Origin of the sequence: Xenorhabdus sp. PR6a (genome assembly GCF_028599065.1) — a bacterium.
In the GTDB taxonomy this organism is placed as follows: Bacteria; Pseudomonadota; Gammaproteobacteria; order Enterobacterales; family Enterobacteriaceae; genus Xenorhabdus; species Xenorhabdus doucetiae.
In genome coordinates this window covers 1-17,336 of sequence record NZ_JAQRFJ010000013.1, presented here as the reverse complement: position 1 = coordinate 17,336, position 17,336 = coordinate 1, and the positions used below count along the sequence as shown (strand labels likewise).

Annotated in this window: 16 protein-coding genes; 7 read left to right on the top strand and 9 right to left on the bottom strand. The window is 43.4% G+C overall.

Going from position 1 to position 17,336, the window contains the following annotated elements:
* The first annotated feature begins 134 nt into the window (after nucleotides 1-134).
* A complete protein-coding gene (locus PSI15_RS05470) occupies nucleotides 135-1,694 on the top strand; it encodes an adenosine deaminase family protein (protein WP_273582645.1) in 1,560 nt (519 codons plus the stop codon).
* Between the two features lie 160 nt (nucleotides 1,695-1,854).
* On the opposite strand, the gene glpD is transcribed toward PSI15_RS05470, so the two are convergent.
* From glpD to gntX, 6 genes are all read right to left on the bottom strand, one after another.
* On the bottom strand, nucleotides 1,855-3,348 hold the full coding sequence (gene glpD, locus PSI15_RS05465; RefSeq protein WP_273582644.1) for a glycerol-3-phosphate dehydrogenase: 1,494 nt from the start codon (nucleotides 3,346-3,348) through the stop codon (nucleotides 1,855-1,857).
* A 253-nt stretch (nucleotides 3,349-3,601) separates the two neighbouring features.
* A complete protein-coding gene (locus PSI15_RS05460; protein WP_273582643.1) occupies nucleotides 3,602-4,360 on the bottom strand; it encodes a DeoR/GlpR family transcriptional regulator in 759 nt (252 codons plus the stop codon).
* Nucleotides 4,361-4,445: 85 nt separating this feature from the next.
* Complete coding sequence (gene glpG / locus PSI15_RS05455) at nucleotides 4,446-5,294, bottom strand: rhomboid family intramembrane serine protease GlpG (RefSeq protein WP_273582642.1); 849 nt, start codon at nucleotides 5,292-5,294, stop codon at nucleotides 4,446-4,448.
* A gap of 66 nt (nucleotides 5,295-5,360) precedes the next feature.
* Nucleotides 5,361-5,684, bottom strand: a complete 324-nt coding sequence (gene glpE / locus PSI15_RS05450) for a thiosulfate sulfurtransferase GlpE (RefSeq protein WP_273582641.1) — start codon at nucleotides 5,682-5,684, stop codon at nucleotides 5,361-5,363.
* A 190-nt stretch (nucleotides 5,685-5,874) separates the two neighbouring features.
* Nucleotides 5,875-6,450: a Fe-S biogenesis protein NfuA gene (gene nfuA / locus PSI15_RS05445; RefSeq protein ID WP_273582640.1), complete on the bottom strand. Its 576-nt coding sequence runs from the start codon at nucleotides 6,448-6,450 to the stop codon at nucleotides 5,875-5,877.
* Nucleotides 6,451-6,509: 59 nt separating this feature from the next.
* On the bottom strand, nucleotides 6,510-7,193 hold the full coding sequence (gene gntX, locus PSI15_RS05440; RefSeq protein ID WP_273582639.1) for a DNA utilization protein GntX: 684 nt from the start codon (nucleotides 7,191-7,193) through the stop codon (nucleotides 6,510-6,512).
* 43 nt (nucleotides 7,194-7,236) lie between these two features.
* On the opposite strand from gntX, the gene bioH reads away from it, so the two are divergent.
* Nucleotides 7,237-8,010, top strand: a complete 774-nt coding sequence (gene bioH / locus PSI15_RS05435; protein ID WP_273582638.1) for a pimeloyl-ACP methyl ester esterase BioH — start codon at nucleotides 7,237-7,239, stop codon at nucleotides 8,008-8,010.
* Nucleotides 8,011-8,065: 55 nt separating this feature from the next.
* On the opposite strand, the gene PSI15_RS05430 is transcribed toward bioH, so the two are convergent.
* Nucleotides 8,066-8,509: an OsmC family protein gene (locus tag PSI15_RS05430; RefSeq protein WP_273582637.1), complete on the bottom strand. Its 444-nt coding sequence runs from the start codon at nucleotides 8,507-8,509 to the stop codon at nucleotides 8,066-8,068.
* Nucleotides 8,510-8,898: 389 nt separating this feature from the next.
* Here PSI15_RS05430 and PSI15_RS05425 point away from each other — a divergent pair, with 389 nt between their 5' ends.
* Nucleotides 8,899-9,786 carry a helix-turn-helix transcriptional regulator gene (locus tag PSI15_RS05425; RefSeq protein WP_273582636.1) on the top strand — a complete coding sequence of 296 codons (888 nt, stop codon included), beginning with the start codon at nucleotides 8,899-8,901 and terminating at the stop codon, nucleotides 9,784-9,786.
* Here the strand turns inward: PSI15_RS05425 and PSI15_RS05420 are convergent.
* Both PSI15_RS05420 and emrA read right to left on the bottom strand, forming a co-directional pair.
* The gene (locus tag PSI15_RS05420) at nucleotides 9,775-11,307 is read right to left on the bottom strand and encodes a DHA2 family efflux MFS transporter permease subunit (RefSeq protein WP_443256070.1); all 1,533 of its coding nucleotides are present in this window, start codon (nucleotides 11,305-11,307) and stop codon (nucleotides 9,775-9,777) included. The genes PSI15_RS05425 and PSI15_RS05420 overlap by 12 nt on opposite strands.
* Nucleotides 11,297-12,484, bottom strand: a complete 1,188-nt coding sequence (gene emrA / locus PSI15_RS05415) for a multidrug efflux MFS transporter periplasmic adaptor subunit EmrA (protein ID WP_273582634.1) — start codon at nucleotides 12,482-12,484, stop codon at nucleotides 11,297-11,299. The genes PSI15_RS05420 and emrA overlap by 11 nt, the downstream gene beginning before the upstream one ends.
* Before the next feature lie 447 nt (nucleotides 12,485-12,931).
* On the opposite strand from emrA, the gene PSI15_RS05410 reads away from it, so the two are divergent.
* The 4 genes from PSI15_RS05410 to PSI15_RS05395 all read left to right on the top strand — a co-directional run.
* The gene (locus PSI15_RS05410) at nucleotides 12,932-14,113 is read left to right on the top strand and encodes a LuxE/PaaK family acyltransferase (RefSeq protein WP_273582633.1); all 1,182 of its coding nucleotides are present in this window, start codon (nucleotides 12,932-12,934) and stop codon (nucleotides 14,111-14,113) included.
* 9 nt (nucleotides 14,114-14,122) lie between these two features.
* On the top strand, nucleotides 14,123-14,479 hold the full coding sequence (locus tag PSI15_RS05405; protein WP_273582632.1) for an iron-sulfur cluster assembly scaffold protein: 357 nt from the start codon (nucleotides 14,123-14,125) through the stop codon (nucleotides 14,477-14,479).
* Nucleotides 14,476-15,657 (top strand): cysteine desulfurase family protein, encoded by a 1,182-nt coding sequence (locus PSI15_RS05400; protein ID WP_273582631.1) that lies wholly within the window; start codon nucleotides 14,476-14,478, stop codon nucleotides 15,655-15,657. The genes PSI15_RS05405 and PSI15_RS05400 overlap by 4 nt, the downstream gene beginning before the upstream one ends.
* On the top strand, nucleotides 15,654-17,336 hold a 1,683-nt coding region (locus tag PSI15_RS05395), incomplete at its 3' end, for a fatty acyl-AMP ligase (RefSeq protein ID WP_273582630.1). The genes PSI15_RS05400 and PSI15_RS05395, both read left to right, overlap by 4 nt.

Genomic DNA, 17,336 nt, shown 5'->3' with positions numbered 1-17,336 from the left:
GAGTGAGGGAATATTTCGTATCAGGCCATAATGAAATTAACATAGAGTAAACGTTTCGCACAACATGCGAGCTGGAATTTAAAGTGCCTGGATCCGCATAATGTTCAACAAATATTAAGATCAGGAAAAAGGTTATGAACGCTTTACCTATTGTCATCATTTTGTTGATGTTATTTCCTTGTCAGCTCAATACTGGTGAATTAACTACCGCTTTAGCCAAGGAAAATGAGACAGCGACTGCACACTTCTTTAATCGGCTGGTTGAAAGTAAGGATCCGGATATTGCAGAGTTAACGATGGCATTGAAAATGATGCCCAAAGGCGGAGATATCCATATTCATTATTCTGGTGCAATATATGCAGAAACCTATCTTGACTGGGTTGGTGATAAGGGATACTGCATTTATGATCGATCTGATCCAACACTTGACATCGAAATTTATCAAATAGAAACACGTCAGAAAAATCAGCTTCCCCAGAAAAATCAGCCATTTTGTCTCGATAAGCGTGCGGTCATCGCAAATAATGCTTTCTATCGAAAATGGTTGAAAGCGTGGTCAGACAAAGACTTCCATAACCATTATCACCCGCAAAAGGCGCCGGATCAGCAGTTTTTTGATACCTTTAATTATTTCAGACCGTTATCGCATCAAATTTTAAAGGATGGGCTTGCGAAATTAAAAAATCGTGCCAAACATGAAAATGTTCAGTACCTGGAAATAATGTTAAAAAAGGCTCCTTCTTTTGAGTATCCCAATCTGGCTAAAGCACTTGATGCGTTAGATTCGGATGCTGATGAAAATCGCGTTTTCGCAGCACTGGCACCTTATGCGGACTTTATGGCTAAGGATCCATTTGTTACGAAGGGCATCTCTGATTATATCCAAACTGAAGAAGCTGCAATCTCAGGGATGGACGATGATAAATTTCGTATTCGGCTCCAATCCTATGCCGTTCGTAATACGCCCCGCGCTGCGGTATTCTCAAGTTTATATTCGGCATTTTCTGCATCGCACGGCAGCAAAAAAATTGTCGGTGTGAATATTGTCGGGCCGGAAAACGGTGATATTGCAATTCGTGACTATAAGCTGTACATGCTGATGTTTCGCTATCTAAAAAGGCTTTTCCCGGATGTTCACTTATCTTTGCATGCGGGGGAATTGGCTAGCGGCATGGTTCCGCCAGAAAATCTGGCAAATCATATTCGATATGCGGTAGATATCGCAGGGGCAAATCGAATCGGCCACGGTGTTGATATTGCTATGGAAGTGAACGCATTAACCTTACTGCAAGAATTGAGAGAAAAGGACATCCCTATTGAAATTAACCTGACGAGTAATGACTTTATTCTGGGCGTTAGAGGGAACGCGCACCCGATAAAACTTTATCAACGTTATGGCGTGCCTTTTGTGATATCAAGTGATGATCCAGGTGTTTCTCGTAGTGACTTAACGCATGAATTTTTAATTTTTGTCACAAACTACAAGCCATCATATACAGATATCAAAAAAACGGTGTTTAATAGCATCCGATACGCGTTTCTATCTCCAGAAGATAAATGGGCAGCATTACAGGATCTACGGTCTCGATTTTTGATTTACGAATCAGAGATGGCGAGAATAGAAAAAACGGTGCACGGGAGTGCACATACGCTGGCAAAGCAGGAACCATCGCTTAATCGGATAAGTCCTTAGACAGGATATGCCTTGTGCCTGGCTGTTTTTTTTGGGAAAAAATAAGCAAATTTTAATAGAAAATAGGGATGGTTGATTTCGAAAATTTATGGCAGGAATAAAGCGAAATGGAAAACGACGATAATTTCTATCGCCGTTTTTCACGAAATGAATTTTACGATTAAGCGGCCTTGACGTTTTGTGCCAGCCAGTCCGTTACACGCTGTTTCTGTTCATCGGTGAGCCACATGCCCAGTTTGGTACGGCGCCAGATAGCATCATCTAACTGCGTCACCCATTCGTGCTCAACCAAATAACGTAGTTCAGCTTCATACAAGCCGTGGCCGAAGCATTCGCCGAGATCGGTCAATGCTTCGGCGTTTTTCAGGATGATTTGGCTATTGCTGCCGTAAGTACGGGCGTAACGCCGTGCCGTACCTTCTGGCAACCAGTTGTGATACTGACGCAGCAGACGCGCATAACCATCGCGATCACAGCCTTCCAGCTCACCACCCGGTAATTTGCCATTTTTAGTCCATGCCTTGCCCGCATTGGGGTAGTACTGGGTCAGTTTATCCATGGCGTGTTCAGCCAATTTACGATAAGTCGTTAGCTTACCGCCAAATACAGACAGCAATGGTGTCTGACCTTGTTCATCCTGCACATCCAGTGTGTAGTCACGGGTGATCGCTTGTGGTGAATCAGATTCATCATCACACAGAGGACGGACACCAGAGTAAGTCCAGACAACATCATTGCGGGTAAGTTGTTTCTTGAAGTGGTCGTTATAGACTTTCAGTAAATAGCCTATCTCGTTATCGTCGATTCGGACTTCTTTTGGATCGCCTTCATATTCAACATCCGTCGTGCCGATGATGGAAAATTCGTCATTCCATGGGATCACAAACACAATGCGATGATCTTCATTTTGCAGAATATACGCCTGCGGTTCATCGTGAACACGCGGCACAACAATATGGCTGCCTTTGATCAGACGGATGCCGTAAGGTGATTTTAGTTGCAGGCCGTTATCAAAGAAATTTTTCACCCACGGACCCGTTGCATTGACTAAACCTTTGGCGCGCCAGGTGTGGGTTTCACCGGTCTTAAGGTCTCTGGCTTCAACCATCCAGTGACCATTTTCACGCCATGCGCGGGTGACTTGGGTGCGGGTTCGGACTTCGCCGCCGTGTTTTTGCACTTCCTGTGCATTCAGAACAACCAGACGCGCATCGTCAACCCAACAGTCGGAGTATTCAAAACCACGGGTGATAGAAGGGTTCAATACTGAGTTGGCACCAAATTTCAGCCCCTTACTGCCTGGCAAGCTGACGCGTTTGCCTAAGTTATCGTACAGGAACAGGCCAATGCGGATCATCCAGGCTGGGCGCAGGTGAGGTTGATGTGGCAGACGAAAACGCATCGGGAATGCAATATGGGGAGCCAGTTTCAAAAGCACTTCACGCTCTGCCAGTGCTTCACTGACCAAACGAAATTCATAATGTTCCAGATAGCGTAAGCCACCGTGGATCAGCTTGGAGCTGGCAGACGAAGTTGCGCTGGCCAAATCTTGACCTTCCAACAAAAGGACAGAAAGTCCCCGTCCAGCAGCATCTGCTGCAATACCAGCGCCGTTAATGCCGCCGCCGATGATAATCAAGTCTTTGGTTTCCATCGCACCCTCTGAAATGTTCGAAATAGTTCTTTAATGTTCGTTTTCGCTCAAGGATTGTAATCAAAAATTCATCAATCGCCAACTATTAACGCAGAAAAAACATCTTCATGTGATATAGGTAACAAAATATTATTTTATCTATAAGATTAATAAGGATTTTGTAGGATACAAATTTGAGCGGGAATATTGATGAGAAAGAGCCCCAACTGAATCTTCGATGGGGCATGATACGTAACGATTACGTTAAAAGCGTTTAGCACAACTCCAGCTTAACGCTGTGCTGCTCGATAATTTTCTGGATGCCGGCAGGTGGTGCTTTATCGGTGAATAAAAAATCAATCAGGTTCATGTTACCGAGATTAACCATGGCACTGCGGCCGAATTTTGAATGGTCGGCAACCAACATGACACAGCGGGAGTTTTCGATAATGGCGCGTTTGGTACGCACTTCGTGGTAATCGAATTCCAGCAGTGAGCCATCATTATCGATGCCGCTGATCCCAAGGATGCCAAAATCAAGGCGGAACTGGGAAATGAAATCCAGTGTAGCCTCACCAATGATACCGCCATCGCGGGAACGTACTTCACCACCAGCTAAAATCAGACGGAAGTCTTCTTTGCCCATAAACAGCGTGGCGACATTGAGATTGTTGGTGACAATCCGTAAATCGCTATGGTTGAGCAGGGCATGTGCCACGGCCTCTGGCGTGGTTCCAATATCGATAAATAGGGTTGCGCCGTTTGGAATCTGGCTGGCAACTTGTTGTGCAATGCGGGCTTTTTCATCCGACCACATGATTTTACGGTCATGGTAAGCGGTGTTGACGGAGCTGGAGGGCAACGTGGCACCGCCGTGATGACGCTGGATTTTATTCTTATCGGCGAGATCATTTAAGTCACGTCGGATAGTTTGCGGGCTAACATCAAAATGTTCAACCAACTCCTCCGTGCTGACATAACCTTGAAGGCGCACTAGCTCGATTATTGCATCATGTCGCTGAGTTTGCTTCACAAAATTCCCCTAATATTTGCATAGATGGATTATCGTTGACCAAAATTATCCCTTTCTATTTCAAGCCGATGCCGAAACTTGAAATCTATTGGTATTTATTGCTTTTTTGTTTACGCAAATTATCCCATAACCCCATTAATAACCCGAGAATTAATCCTGAAACGTGGGCAGCATTGGCGATCTTTAATGAAAATAGATTGAAATGACCCACCAATAACCAAATGACAGAGATAGCGATTAATCCTCTGGGCGCGCTGATCCCGCGTTTGGGTGATATTTCACCGGTTAGCCAAACATACCCGATCAGGGCGTAGACGACACCGGACAGCCCGCCGAAATGAGAGCCACTGAACAAGGATTGCGCCCAACCGCTGAAAATGGCGGAGACTATCGTGATTTCAAACAGTTTGCCTCCGCCAATCTTCCGCTCAACCTGACTGCCGAAATACCACCACAATGCAAGATTAAACAGGAGATGGGTCAGGGAGAAATGCAGCAGGGCAGGGCTTAAGTAGCGCCATAACTCCAGATACTGATCGCTGTGAGCCGGCCACGCCAGCCATTTCATGACATCTAGTGCATCCGTCATCGCTATCCACAGATAAACGAGGATACACAGCAGGGTTGTGGCAATCGTCAGCGGACCAGACTGGTTTTTGAGCGTACTTAAGTTAAGGTTGTTGCGATAGTTGAAGGGACTGACAGATTTACCCGTTTGCCAACTGGCAGCCTGATAGCGTTTATTGAGCGGGTCATGGGCAAAGTAGCGAAGTTCCAGTTCGACCAGACTGAGTTGGCTGGCATCTTCTAACCAGAGTTCAACTAAGGGAGGTTCATTGGTGGGGCGCATGGTCAAATGAATGCCCTGCGTCGCCATATAATCAATAAAGGCCTGAGCCAGTCGAGGGTTAGATACTGAGGTTATATGGATCATGACTCGTCTTATCTCTGCCTTAAGTTGAAATGAATTGCACAGGGTTAAATTCAGTATATTAAATATTCATTGAGCATGGACAGCGTGAGGATAGTCCCTTTGCCAGACGTCAAAACCGCCATTGACACTGTAAACCGTCTCAAAACCCATATTGATCAGGTATTGTGCCGCTCCCTGACTGCTATGCCCGTGGTAGCACATCACCATAACGGGTTGGTCAAAATCTGCCCCCTGTAGAAAACCATTGAGCGTTTCATTGGTGAGATGAAACGCCCCGGTTACGTGCCCGGCATGGAAACTTTGTGGGTCGCGGATATCAACCATGACTGCGGTTTTATCGAGCCAATGTTGGTAAGCTTGTTCAGGCGTTATTGTTTGAAAATGATCCATAAATACTCAACGTCGTTTCTCAAATTTTCATTTTCAATCTATTCATTTCTTAATCGCAGTCAGGTCATACCTGACTGCCTTCCCAATATCAGCATTGGGAAGGCGTAGAAATACAGATAGAAAATGTTGGAAACAGAAAAAAGGTTAAAAAATTATTACGATTAAACAATTGTTAAAACAAGAATAAAAATCAGTAATATGAATGCTCACCGCGCTGGTGTTCAGTCAGATCTTTCACGCCTTTTAATTCAGGGAATAGCTGTAATAACTGCTTTTCAATTCCTTCTTTCAGCGTGACATCGACCATTGAACAGCCGTTGCATCCGCCTCCGAATTGCAAAATAGCATAACCATTATCGGTGATTTCCATCAAGCTGACACGGCCACCATGCCCGGCCAACTGTGGATTGATCTGCGATTGCAGGACATATTCAACACGATCAATCAGTGGTGCATCATCCTCCACTTTACGCATCTTGGCGTTCGGGGCTTTAAGGGTCAGTTGAGAACCCAGTTGATCGGTGACAAAATCAATAACGGCTTCTTCCAGAAAAGGGGCACTCATTTCATCAACATAGGCAGAGAGTTGATCGAACTTCAATTCGGTGTCAGTGGCTTCAACAGCATCCGGTGGGCAATAGGAAACGCCGCATTCAGCGGTCGGGGTTCCCGGATTAATGACAAAAACGCGGATCTGGGTGCCCGGTTCTTGATTTGCCAGTAGCTTGGCAAAATGTGCTTGCGCTGCTTCAGTAATATTAATCATGGCATTTGCTCAATAGTTGACTGTTCTAGTTGGTTATAATACGCCCATTTATAAAGGAACTACAAGGTTCGGCATATTGCCCAGGCCTGTACAGAGCGGGCGCCAGCACGAATCAACAACTGTGAGGCCTCATGCAGCGTTGTGCCTGTGGTGATCACATCATCGAAAATCGCGACATGTTGATCGGTAAAATCGCCCTGCAACTGAAAGGCTTGCTTAAGATTAGTTCTCCTTTGGGCGGCGGATAACCCGCGTTGCGTGAGTGTAGCACGTGAACGGCGCAAAAAACCGGATTGATACGGGCATTGCAGCCAACGTGACAGGGGACGGGTAATCAGCTCAATCTGATCGAACCCGCGTTGCCAGCGTTTTCTGCGGTGCAGGGGAATGCCTAGTATGCTGTCCGGCTTAGGCCAGCGGCCTTCACGATAGCCTTTCAACCAATGCAGCAGGAACATGCGCGCCAGCACTGGCGCAAGTTGTGGGGTACTGTGATATTTATACCGTCGGATAAGCTGACTTAATGGTGGGGTGTAATCCGTAATGGCGATCAAATATTGCCACGGCGGGGGATTTTTCACGCAGCGGCCACAGGGAAGGTTGCCGGATTCAGAGGGCAGTGCACAGCGCGGACAGACCTGTTGCAGCCGCTTTAAGTGACGGAGGCAGATGTGGCAGATTCCGTGATGGGCAAAATACAAATTTTGATGGCATAGCCAACAGTAGCCAACCATTGTTAGCATAGTTCCCTTCCTTGGTGACACATAAATAAAAGAGAGAATAACAATGGATCAGTTGTTTTGGCAGACAATTGGTGAAGCACCGCGTGATCTTGTGATGCTGCACGGATGGGGGTTAAACGCCGAGGTTTGGCGTTCAGTGGAAACGCGATTGGCTTCGCATTTTCGTTTGCATCTGGTGGACTTACCGGGCTATGGACGCAGCCAACCGTATCCGGCCATGTCATTGGCGGACATGGCTGATATTGTATGGCAGCAGGCACCGGAAAATGCCTTGTGGCTCGGCTGGTCTTTGGGAGGATTGGTCGCCAGCCGGATTGCGTTGGATCACTCGGCACACGTCGCGGGTTTGGTCACCGTGGCTTCTTCACCGAAATTTAGTGCCGATGGTGATTGGCCGGGGATTAAGCCGGAGGTTTTGGCAGCATTTGAACATCAATTGAGTGCCGATTTTCAGAAGACGGTCGAACGTTTTCTGGCTTTGCAGACCTTGGGAACAGACAGCGCACGCCAGGATGCCCGTGTACTGAAATCAGTCATCCTCAACCAGCCGATGCCGACCGTCGATGTGCTTAATGCCGGTTTGGAAACCCTGCGCACGGAGGATTTAAGGGCGGAATTGTCCCAGCTTCCATTACCTTTCCTGCGCCTTTATGGTCATCTTGATGGTTTGGTGCCGCGTAAGATCGCTTCGCAGCTTGACAGGGCATGGCCACAGTCACATTCCGTTATGATGCGCAACGCTGCCCACGCGCCTTTTATTTCCCATCCCGATGAGTTTGTTGAGGTATTAACGGGTTTTACTTCTGCTATTAGATAGTAATTCAGGCCAAATATTACCCATAACATGACAAGTTATGGGTAATGAAAAATGTTTATTTATCCGAATAAACCTCAGTCACAATTTCTGGTGTATTAACTATAGTGTCACGGATTGGGCAGTTTCTTTCAACAAAATCAATAAAGTCTCGGATTTCTTGTTCAGTATTATCTGCTTTGATATAGAATTTGGATGTAATTTTGGAAAAACCAATTTTGGCATTTTTATTTATGCCTTTTATACCATCAAGATCTAATTCACCTTCTAGTTCTATTTTAATATCAATCAGATTAATTTTATGTGCACTGGCAAAGAATTTTGCCACCATACTTTGACAAGCACCGAAAGCAGACAGTAGGGCTTCTACAGGCGTCATTGCTTCATTTTTCCCTCCCAAGTGCTCTGGTTCGTCTAGATAGAAGGAAAAATTTCGTGAGGAACATTTCATTTTCAGAGGCCCTACGGACTCTACAGTTGTGGTAAATAACTCTTTAGACATATTCGTATCCTTATGTTATTAATAATGATAGAGGTACAAATCAAATAATAAGTAGCTATTTTTTGTTTTTCAATTTTAATGAAAGAAATAAAATTTAGTTCCAGATAATAATGGGAGTTGCATTAATATTAATATAGTGAATAAATTTGTTCTAACATAAATGGTTTACCAAGGTTAAAGCATGAAACTTTTATTTGTTTTCATTGCTAAATAATTAGCATAATAATATTGCACATTGTAAACAAAAATTAATTCTATTTGATGTAGAATTGTTGGATCTTCATACTGTTGTTTATTGACTATGTATCAGCTAAGAGATTAATGTAGGTACGATTGCAAGTTAAGGTAGACTACATTCACTTACTGCTTAGTTGATAAGGATTGAAACTATGCTATCAAATGTTCCGACTACCCCTAAGTTTATCCAGCAATACAAACATGCTACTAGTGAATTAAACTTTCTTTACAATATATCAACTGAGTGGCATCAACATCCCTGTATTCAACTCAGCTTATCTTTACACAGCCATGAGTTGTTAACCTTATCAGTACAGAATGAAGCTCACTCTACTCATGGTTTTCTGATTCGCTCAAATGTAGTGCATAAGTTGGATTCATCTAATACCTGTAGCATTACATTGCTCATTGAACCGATTGATGAACACTATCATTTATTTAGCCATCTCACAGAAGGGCTGGCTGTAATTTTGTTGGAGCATGCTGACATTGTGGCAATAACAGATTATCTGGTTAAGTCGTTTCTTTGTGGTGAAAAACCGGATACCTTCACTGTTTACTTGTTGCTTAGACCATACCTGCCATGCCACTGTCAGTTTGATAAACGTATTTTGAAAGCAGTTTCGTTTATCGAATCGCTATCAGTAAAGCGAATTTCATCCCGTCAAGTTGCCGATAAAATTTACCTTTCTGAAAGCCGTTTCTTACATCTTTTCCGTGATCAATTGGGGATTAATTTTCGTGCTTACTTGTTATGGTTACGCTTAAGTGATGCTATTGGGGAAATTCATATGACTGACTCCTTAACGTTGATCGCTAATAACTGTGGCTTTTCTGATACTGCTCATTTTAGCCGGACATGTAAAATGGCCTATGGAATACGTCCTTCCGATCTTAAGCATATCATTCAGCAAAATTTACAGTTCAACTGTGAAGCGTCTCAATGCCTCTATAACACGAATAAACAGAACATACATGGTATTTTACCCAAGAGCAGTTTCCTCATGAAAAAGAGGTCAATTCTCAGGTTATGTAGATGATAAACTCGATCTGGCTAACCAAAGAATCAAAATGAGTGATAGAAAAATAAAACCAAAGAGCCAGAAAATTTCATTGGCTGCCAGAATTAAACTCTGGTCGGTAATTTTCTTCGCCAGAAAAACAGTTGCCTGTAGATCAGATAATCCCAGTAGCTTGATATCCTGATAAGCCAAATCAACAAGGATGTTATTTTGTGTAATATTTTCAGTCAGTTGTGAATGATGGACTGCTTCACGTTGAGACCATAATGTATTGGTTAACGATGTACCTATCGATATGGCCAAGGTTCGAAAGAAATTAAACAAACTCCCCGCTGAAGCGACCTTTTCCTGGGGGATATCAGATAAAATAATCACATTGAGTGGCATGATGAAACAGGCAATCGCTATCCCTTGTACAAACTGTGGCCATGATGCGCTGGAAAAATCCATTCCAGACTCAAAAGTATATGCCCGCCAAAAGAAGCAGAAAGAGAAGACAATAAAGCTGATGGTCACTAAATAGCGCATATCAATTTTAGCGCCAAATCGGCCGATAACTGGAGCCAGAATAATAGGAAGAATGCCAAGAGGAGCTAATGCTAGCCCAGCCCAGGTAGCGGTATAGCCAAAAACTGTCTGTAATAACTGAGGTTGTAAGACTAGGACACCAATGTGCAATAAAAATGCCAAACTAATACAAATCGTACCCACTGTAAAATTACGTGATTTGAACAGAGATAAATCAACAATTGGGTTATCATCAGTCATTTCCCAAATGACAAACAGGACAATACCTATCGTTGCAATGATAGCCAGTACGATGATCTCATTGGAATTAAACCAATCGAGTTCCTTCCCTCTGTCCAACATAAGTTGTAAGCAACCAATACCGACAACCAGCAGAACTAAGCCCACTTTATCAACTGGGATAATCTCAGTTTTTGTTTCGCGTTTATTTAACAGTAAATAAGTGATAAAAATGGCGACCAAACCGATAGGAACGTTGATCAAGAAGATCCATCCCCAGTGGAAGTTATCGCTAATCCATCCTCCCAGAATTGGGCCACAAACAGGGGCAATAATGACAGTCATCGACCAAATAGCCAACGCCATACTGTGCTGGGATTTAGGAAAATTTGCCAACAGCAGACTTTGTGATAACGGGATGATGGGGCCAGCAACAGCACCCTGCATGATTCTGGTAATAATGAGCATTTCAAGGCTATTGGAGATACCACATAGCCAGGAAGAAATAATAAAAAGTAGGGTAGAAATCACAAACAGCCGTACTTCCCCTATGCGTTTTGCCAGCCAACCCGTCAAAGGGATAGAAATCGCATTAGCAACACCGAATGATGTTATAACCCAAGTGCCTTGTGACACGGATGATCCAAGATCACCTGCAATGGTTGACAATGCCACGTTAGCAATCGTCAAATCCAATATTTGCAGAAAAGCGATTACCGCCAGAGCCAGGATTAACCACCAGCGCTGGCCGACTGATAAAGGTTCCATAGCTGTGTGATCCTTAATTTTCATGACTTGTATTGCGTTTTATGATCTGCTCAATGATTTCATCTATCTCATTACTATTGAATGAGAGAACGTCAGTTTGATAAATAATCCGTTGTGGAGCTTTGGTCGCCAGAGTTGTACCTTCTGTATCTCTGGTATCAACTGTTGCATGCATAGATAAACCAATTCGTAACGGATTGAGGGCAACTTGTTCCGGTTTTAATTCAATGCGTACAGGGAGGCGCTGCACCACTTTAATCCAGTTACCGGTCGCATTCTGAGCGGGAAGGATAGAAAAAGCGCTGCCAGTTCCCATATCCATGCCAATAATACGGCCTTGATAAATAATACTATCACCATAAAAGTCACTGACTAATTCGACGGATTGACCCAGACGCATATCAGCGAACTGTACTTCTTTAAAATTCGCCTCGACCCATAACTGATCAGAAGGGACGATTATCATTAATGGTGTAGTTTGGCTGATTCTGGCTCCGACTTGAACACTGCGACGTGAGATATACCCACTTACCGGAGCGTAAATCTTGGTACGTTGCAGAGACAGCCAAGCTTCGCGTAAATTGGATGCAGCTTTTTCTATGTTAGGCAGCTTCTCCAGAGGTGTTTCCATAACCAAAGCCTGATTAATTTTATGTTGTTGTATAGCGACCTTGAGATCTGCTTTAGCAATATCAACTGCCTTACGGGCATGTTCTAACTCTTCAACAGCAATGACATTGACCTTACTTAGCCTTTCCCGTCGTGCCAGATCGTTTTTTAACTTGTCCAAGGTAAGTTGTTTTAGTTCCACATTGGCTAGAAGTTTGGGGTTACTGAGGATGGTTTCTTGTGTTTCACGCACGGCTTGAGCTAACGCATGCTTGCTCTTCTCAAAGGCATTTTCAGCGTCAGTGCTGTCCAACGTTAATAAAAGATCCCCTTGTTGAACAAAATCAGTATTATCAACATAAATATTTTTTACACTACCGTGGGTTTGTGACATAACTTGAACTTGATTACCTGCAACATAAGCATTATCTGTTGATTGATAGAAGCGCAATACCATGTACCAGTAAGTTAAATAAGCTACACCAGCAAACAAAAAAAGTAATACAATGACAGAAAGTATTATCTTCCGTTTTTTATTATTTTTTCCTCCTTGTGGTTTCTCTGGCATTACTTCAACTTGATTATTTCCCATGTTCGACTCCAATATTCAGGTTTACCCCGTTTCTCTAATGAGAAATCAATGCTTGTCATCTTCCAACTTCATAGTTTCTACATGATTTACATGAAGTTATCCTTATATGAAGTGCGTTTCATATTCAGGGAGTCTGCTTGCTAATCCCCGCAGATGTTCAGTATTTTACTGTATAACTTAATGACGTGATTGGATTGAATAATCTGGCTAAGGTTGGGGATTAGATGGAATGTAATGTTAAGTAAAATTTACGTGTCATCATTGATTGGACAGAGAATATATACAAGTAATTTATGGAGTAAATAAAAATAGCTAGTTTATTCAAGCAAAATAAAAACCCCATAAGTTACATTTGTTTTTGCAAAAAGTGCTTACACGAATTGCTTATACATATGGCCTGAAAGAAAAGTGATTTCAAAATATATAATAACTATTAGGATGGATTACATGTTCAAATCAACAGAGTTGTATGAAAAAATAAAGGAAGTAAATGGTGACGCTATAAAATGGTTAATTACAAATAGTAACTTGATCTATAGCCTTTCAACTGAAGAACAGCAAGAACTCAAAACTCATATTATTCGAGATGCCTTTAAATATCATTTTGAAAATAATGCTTACTACCGCGAACAATGTGAAAGCAAAGGGATAAACCCCAGAGATATTAAAAATTATGCTGATTTGATAAAGATACCTGTTATTCCTGTCTCTACGTTTAAATCTGCAAATAGCCATCGCCTTTTAAGTAAACCCCTTTCCAGCATAGAGCATGAGATGCGTTCGACAGGTACGAGTGGTATCCCGAGTGTTGCCCGTCGATGTGATGAAACAATGAACTATACCACCATCGGTCTCTATAACTCATTTCGCGACATGTTAAAACTTTCCAGCGGTGCAGGACTCTGTTTATGTCCTTCAACGGAGGAAATCCCTGAAATGGGAATGATAAAAGCATTTAATTGGCTGTCTGGATTGCTGGATACGAATCGTTTTATGGTTAAGGAGGAACGTTTTGTTCCAGAAGACGCCGTCAGTCAATTAAAAGAATGGGAAGGAAAATTTACTCGTCATTTGATAGGCCCCCCATTCCTTATTCATCGCTTTATCAGTTTCTTGAAAGCCACTAATACCAAGTTAGAGCTGGATAGAGGAAGTATGGTCATTACACTCGGTGGGTGGAAACGTTTCACGGGTGCCATGATTTCCCGTACTGAGTTTAATCAGGAACTGGAAACTTGGTTAGGTATTCCTGCCAGTCGGAGTCGTGACATGTATGGGCTTGTTGAAGCGAATTTTTTGGCGATAGAGGATGAATTCAACCAGAAACATATCCCTCCTTATATTCACTTCTCTGTGCGCGATCCGGAAAACTTATCCCAAGAAGTTGCGGACGGTGAGACCGGACAGCTTGTTATTTTTGATCCGATAGCACGTTCAACACCAGGCATGTTGCTGACTGAGGATATGATTTATCTGCGTACCGACAATGATCCTTCAGGCCGTAACTCCCAACGTATGCAATATGTTATGCGGGCACCTTCAGCAACAGAATTCGGCTGCTGTGCCGTTAATCTGGAAAGTAAGATGTCTGTTGGTGAACAAAGGGATGCGTGTCCCGTTACTCAGTGAGGTTTAATCATGTTTAATGAAATTATCACTGATAACTTTTGCAATCCTGATTTACAGGGAAGTCTAACGAATCCAGATATTCAGCTTAAGTTGGGTAATCCTGTATGTGGAGACAAAGTGGATATTGATTTGTCATTGGACGAAGAAAGACGCATCAGTAAAGCCCGGTTTCAGGCTTGGGGATGTACAACTTCTTTAGCCATGGCCAATCAGTTTTGCCGCCAGATTCAAGGAAGAACACTGACGGAGCTTAGTAAATTAGACACTCAAGAGATCGACGCGATGTTAGGCAGACTACAACCTTCGCAAAAGCATTGCCTAGAGATGCTGCATGCTCTCTTTCAGCAAGTAAGGATGCACATATGACGATGTTGTACTTTGATTTCAATGCGACAACACCACTGAGTCATAAATCAAAGATGGCAATTCAAGGGGGGTTGGATCAATTTGCCAATCCTTCCAGCAGATATCGCTTGAGTAATAACTTAATTACGTTAATTCATCAGGCTAAAGAGTCCGTGGCTCAGTTAGTGGGAGGTTCACCAGAAAGGATCATTTTTACTTCTGGCGGCACAGAGAGTAACAACCTCGCCTTGCACAGTGTATTCGGCCAGCTCCCAGCTGGCCAGTTATCTCGTTACCATGCCATCAGTTCTGCAATTGAACACTCTTCAATTCTAGAACCCCTGCGCTGGTATCAGGAAAAGGGCTTGCAACTCACGATTATTGAACCTAATAAAACAGGCAGAATTGATCTGGATACATTGTGTAATGCTATTACACCCCAAACTTGTTTTATTGCACTGATGGCGATTAACAATGAAACGGGTGTTGTCCAACCTTTTGATGCACTGGCTTCTAGGCTGAAAGGGAAAGGTATCCATCTTCATTTCGATGCCATACAAGCAGTAGGAAAATGGCCCATACACAGCTTTGATGATATCCCGTTAACCCTCTCTTTTTCCGGGCACAAATTTTATGCTCCTAAAGGGATAGGTGGCTTGTATTACAGCCCGCAAGTGAAAATTTGCCCTTTGTTGCATGGCGGAGGACAAGAGCAGGGATTACGCAGTGGTACAGAAAACACATTAGGAATTGCGGGATTAGCTGCCGCTGCAACAGAAGCTCATGAAGCACTGGCACGACGCTTTGACTACTGTCAGGAAATGAGGGCTTACCTGTTTGCTCAACTGGATAAGTTGAGGGTGAATTATCATGTAAACGGTGAGAAAACGCCTGAATATCAGGCACCATGGACATTAAGTATCACTTTCCCTGGTATCAGGGCAGAGGCGTTAGCAAGCCGATTGGACTTGTGTCACGGTATTTCTGTTTCGCTGGGTTCTGCTTGCAGCAATAACTCACAGGCACCCAAACGTTCACATGTCTTGCTTGCGATGCAAGTTCCTCATGATTATATCGACAGCACACTGCGAATCAGTTTTGGTCACGTTACTGAGCGGCAAGCAATCAACGCTCTGGCTAATGCTTTACAGCAGGAAACACAGTATTTGTTGTCTATTGCGGGAGAACGAAAAGTATGATGTTAGAGCATGCACAAACACTATTATGTTGTTTTAAACATTATGTTTCACAGCAGCCAAATCAAATTGTGTACCGTTTTTTACCTTCGGGAGATTCAGATACGGTTACCACTTTGACTTGGCAGGAACTGGATCAACGCTCTCACCAACTTGCCTGCGCACTTGTTGCTGCTGGGCAACAAGAGAAAGCAGTTATTTTAATGTATCCCGCTGGTCTGGAGTTTATTGTTGGTTTAATCGCCTGTTTTAAAGCAGGGGCAATTGCTGTTCCGTCTAATGTGGTTCGGGGAAGTCGTCATCTGCAAAGATTAAATCAGATTTTGGATGACTCAAAAGCCAGTGTGATACTGACGACAGCGGGATTAAGTAGCGTTTTATCGCATGAATTCTCCAATCTAGAGATTATGCACTATGTGGAAAATCGGCCAGTAGATGAGAATATCGAACTTCCTTTAATCTCTCCAGAGCAATTGGCCTTCCTGCAATATACTTCCGGTTCTACGGATATCCCCAAAGGCGTGATGGTCACTCACAATAACTTAATCCATAGCTTACGGGCGATGAATGATACTTTTGGCTTGCATGAAGGATTAATTATCGGGGGCTGGATACCTCAGTTCCATGATATGGGACTGGTAGGTCATATCTTAATGACCATGGCGTTAGGAGGACAATATAACTTCATGTCGCCATTGTCATTTATCCAGCAACCACTACGCTGGTTACAACTAATGCATGATTATGGTGCAGAATTCTGCTGTGCCCCTAATTTTGCGTATGACCTCTGTGCTGACCAAGATTGCTCTGGGCTTAATTTGGATCTGTCTCGCTGGCGTTGGGCCGGTAATGGTGCTGAACCCGTTAGAAATGAAACGCTGATGCGTTTTTATCAAGTAGTTAAAGAATACGGGTTTATTTATCAAAGCCAAATACCCTGCTACGGCATGGCTGAAGCAACATTAGTCATCAGTTCATCCACCAGTGAAGATACGCCATTTAGTTTAACACTTTGCAGCAGCAGCCTGGAGGAAGGAAACATTGTCTTAAAACCCGATGGGGTTGTCATGCAAGCCTGCGGTGAAGTTGCACCAGGCCACCAAGTTGTGATTGTTAACCCAGACACAAAAGAATTGTGTGACTCCGATAAAGTCGGTGAGATTTGGGTTCGAGGTCCAAGTATTGCCATAGGGTATTGGAATAACCCGGAAAAAACCCAGCAAAACTTCATGGCCTATACCACCACGGGTGAAGGACCTTTCCTCCGTACGGGTGATCTCGGTTGTCTATATGAACGTCATTTATTGATTACGGGGCGTCTGAAAGATCTGATTATTATCCGTGGGCGGAATATCTACCCGCAAGACATTGAATACACAGCAACGATGCAGTCCACCGCCTTCCGTTCAGGAAAAGCAATCGCTTTTGAGTTGGAGCAACGGATTGTCGTCGCCATAGAACTGCAAAAGCATGCAGAGCAGCAACATGATTTCAGAGAATTAAGGCGTAATGTCATCCAAGCTCTTAATTCAGCATTCGATATTGATGTCGCTGATGTAGTCTTTATCCAAACCAATAAATTGCCTACTACCAGCAGCGGAAAAGTACAACGAAAACTCTGCCATTCACTCTACTTGCAGGGCAGATTACAGTTGGCCGATGTACTGTCTACCACCGAAACC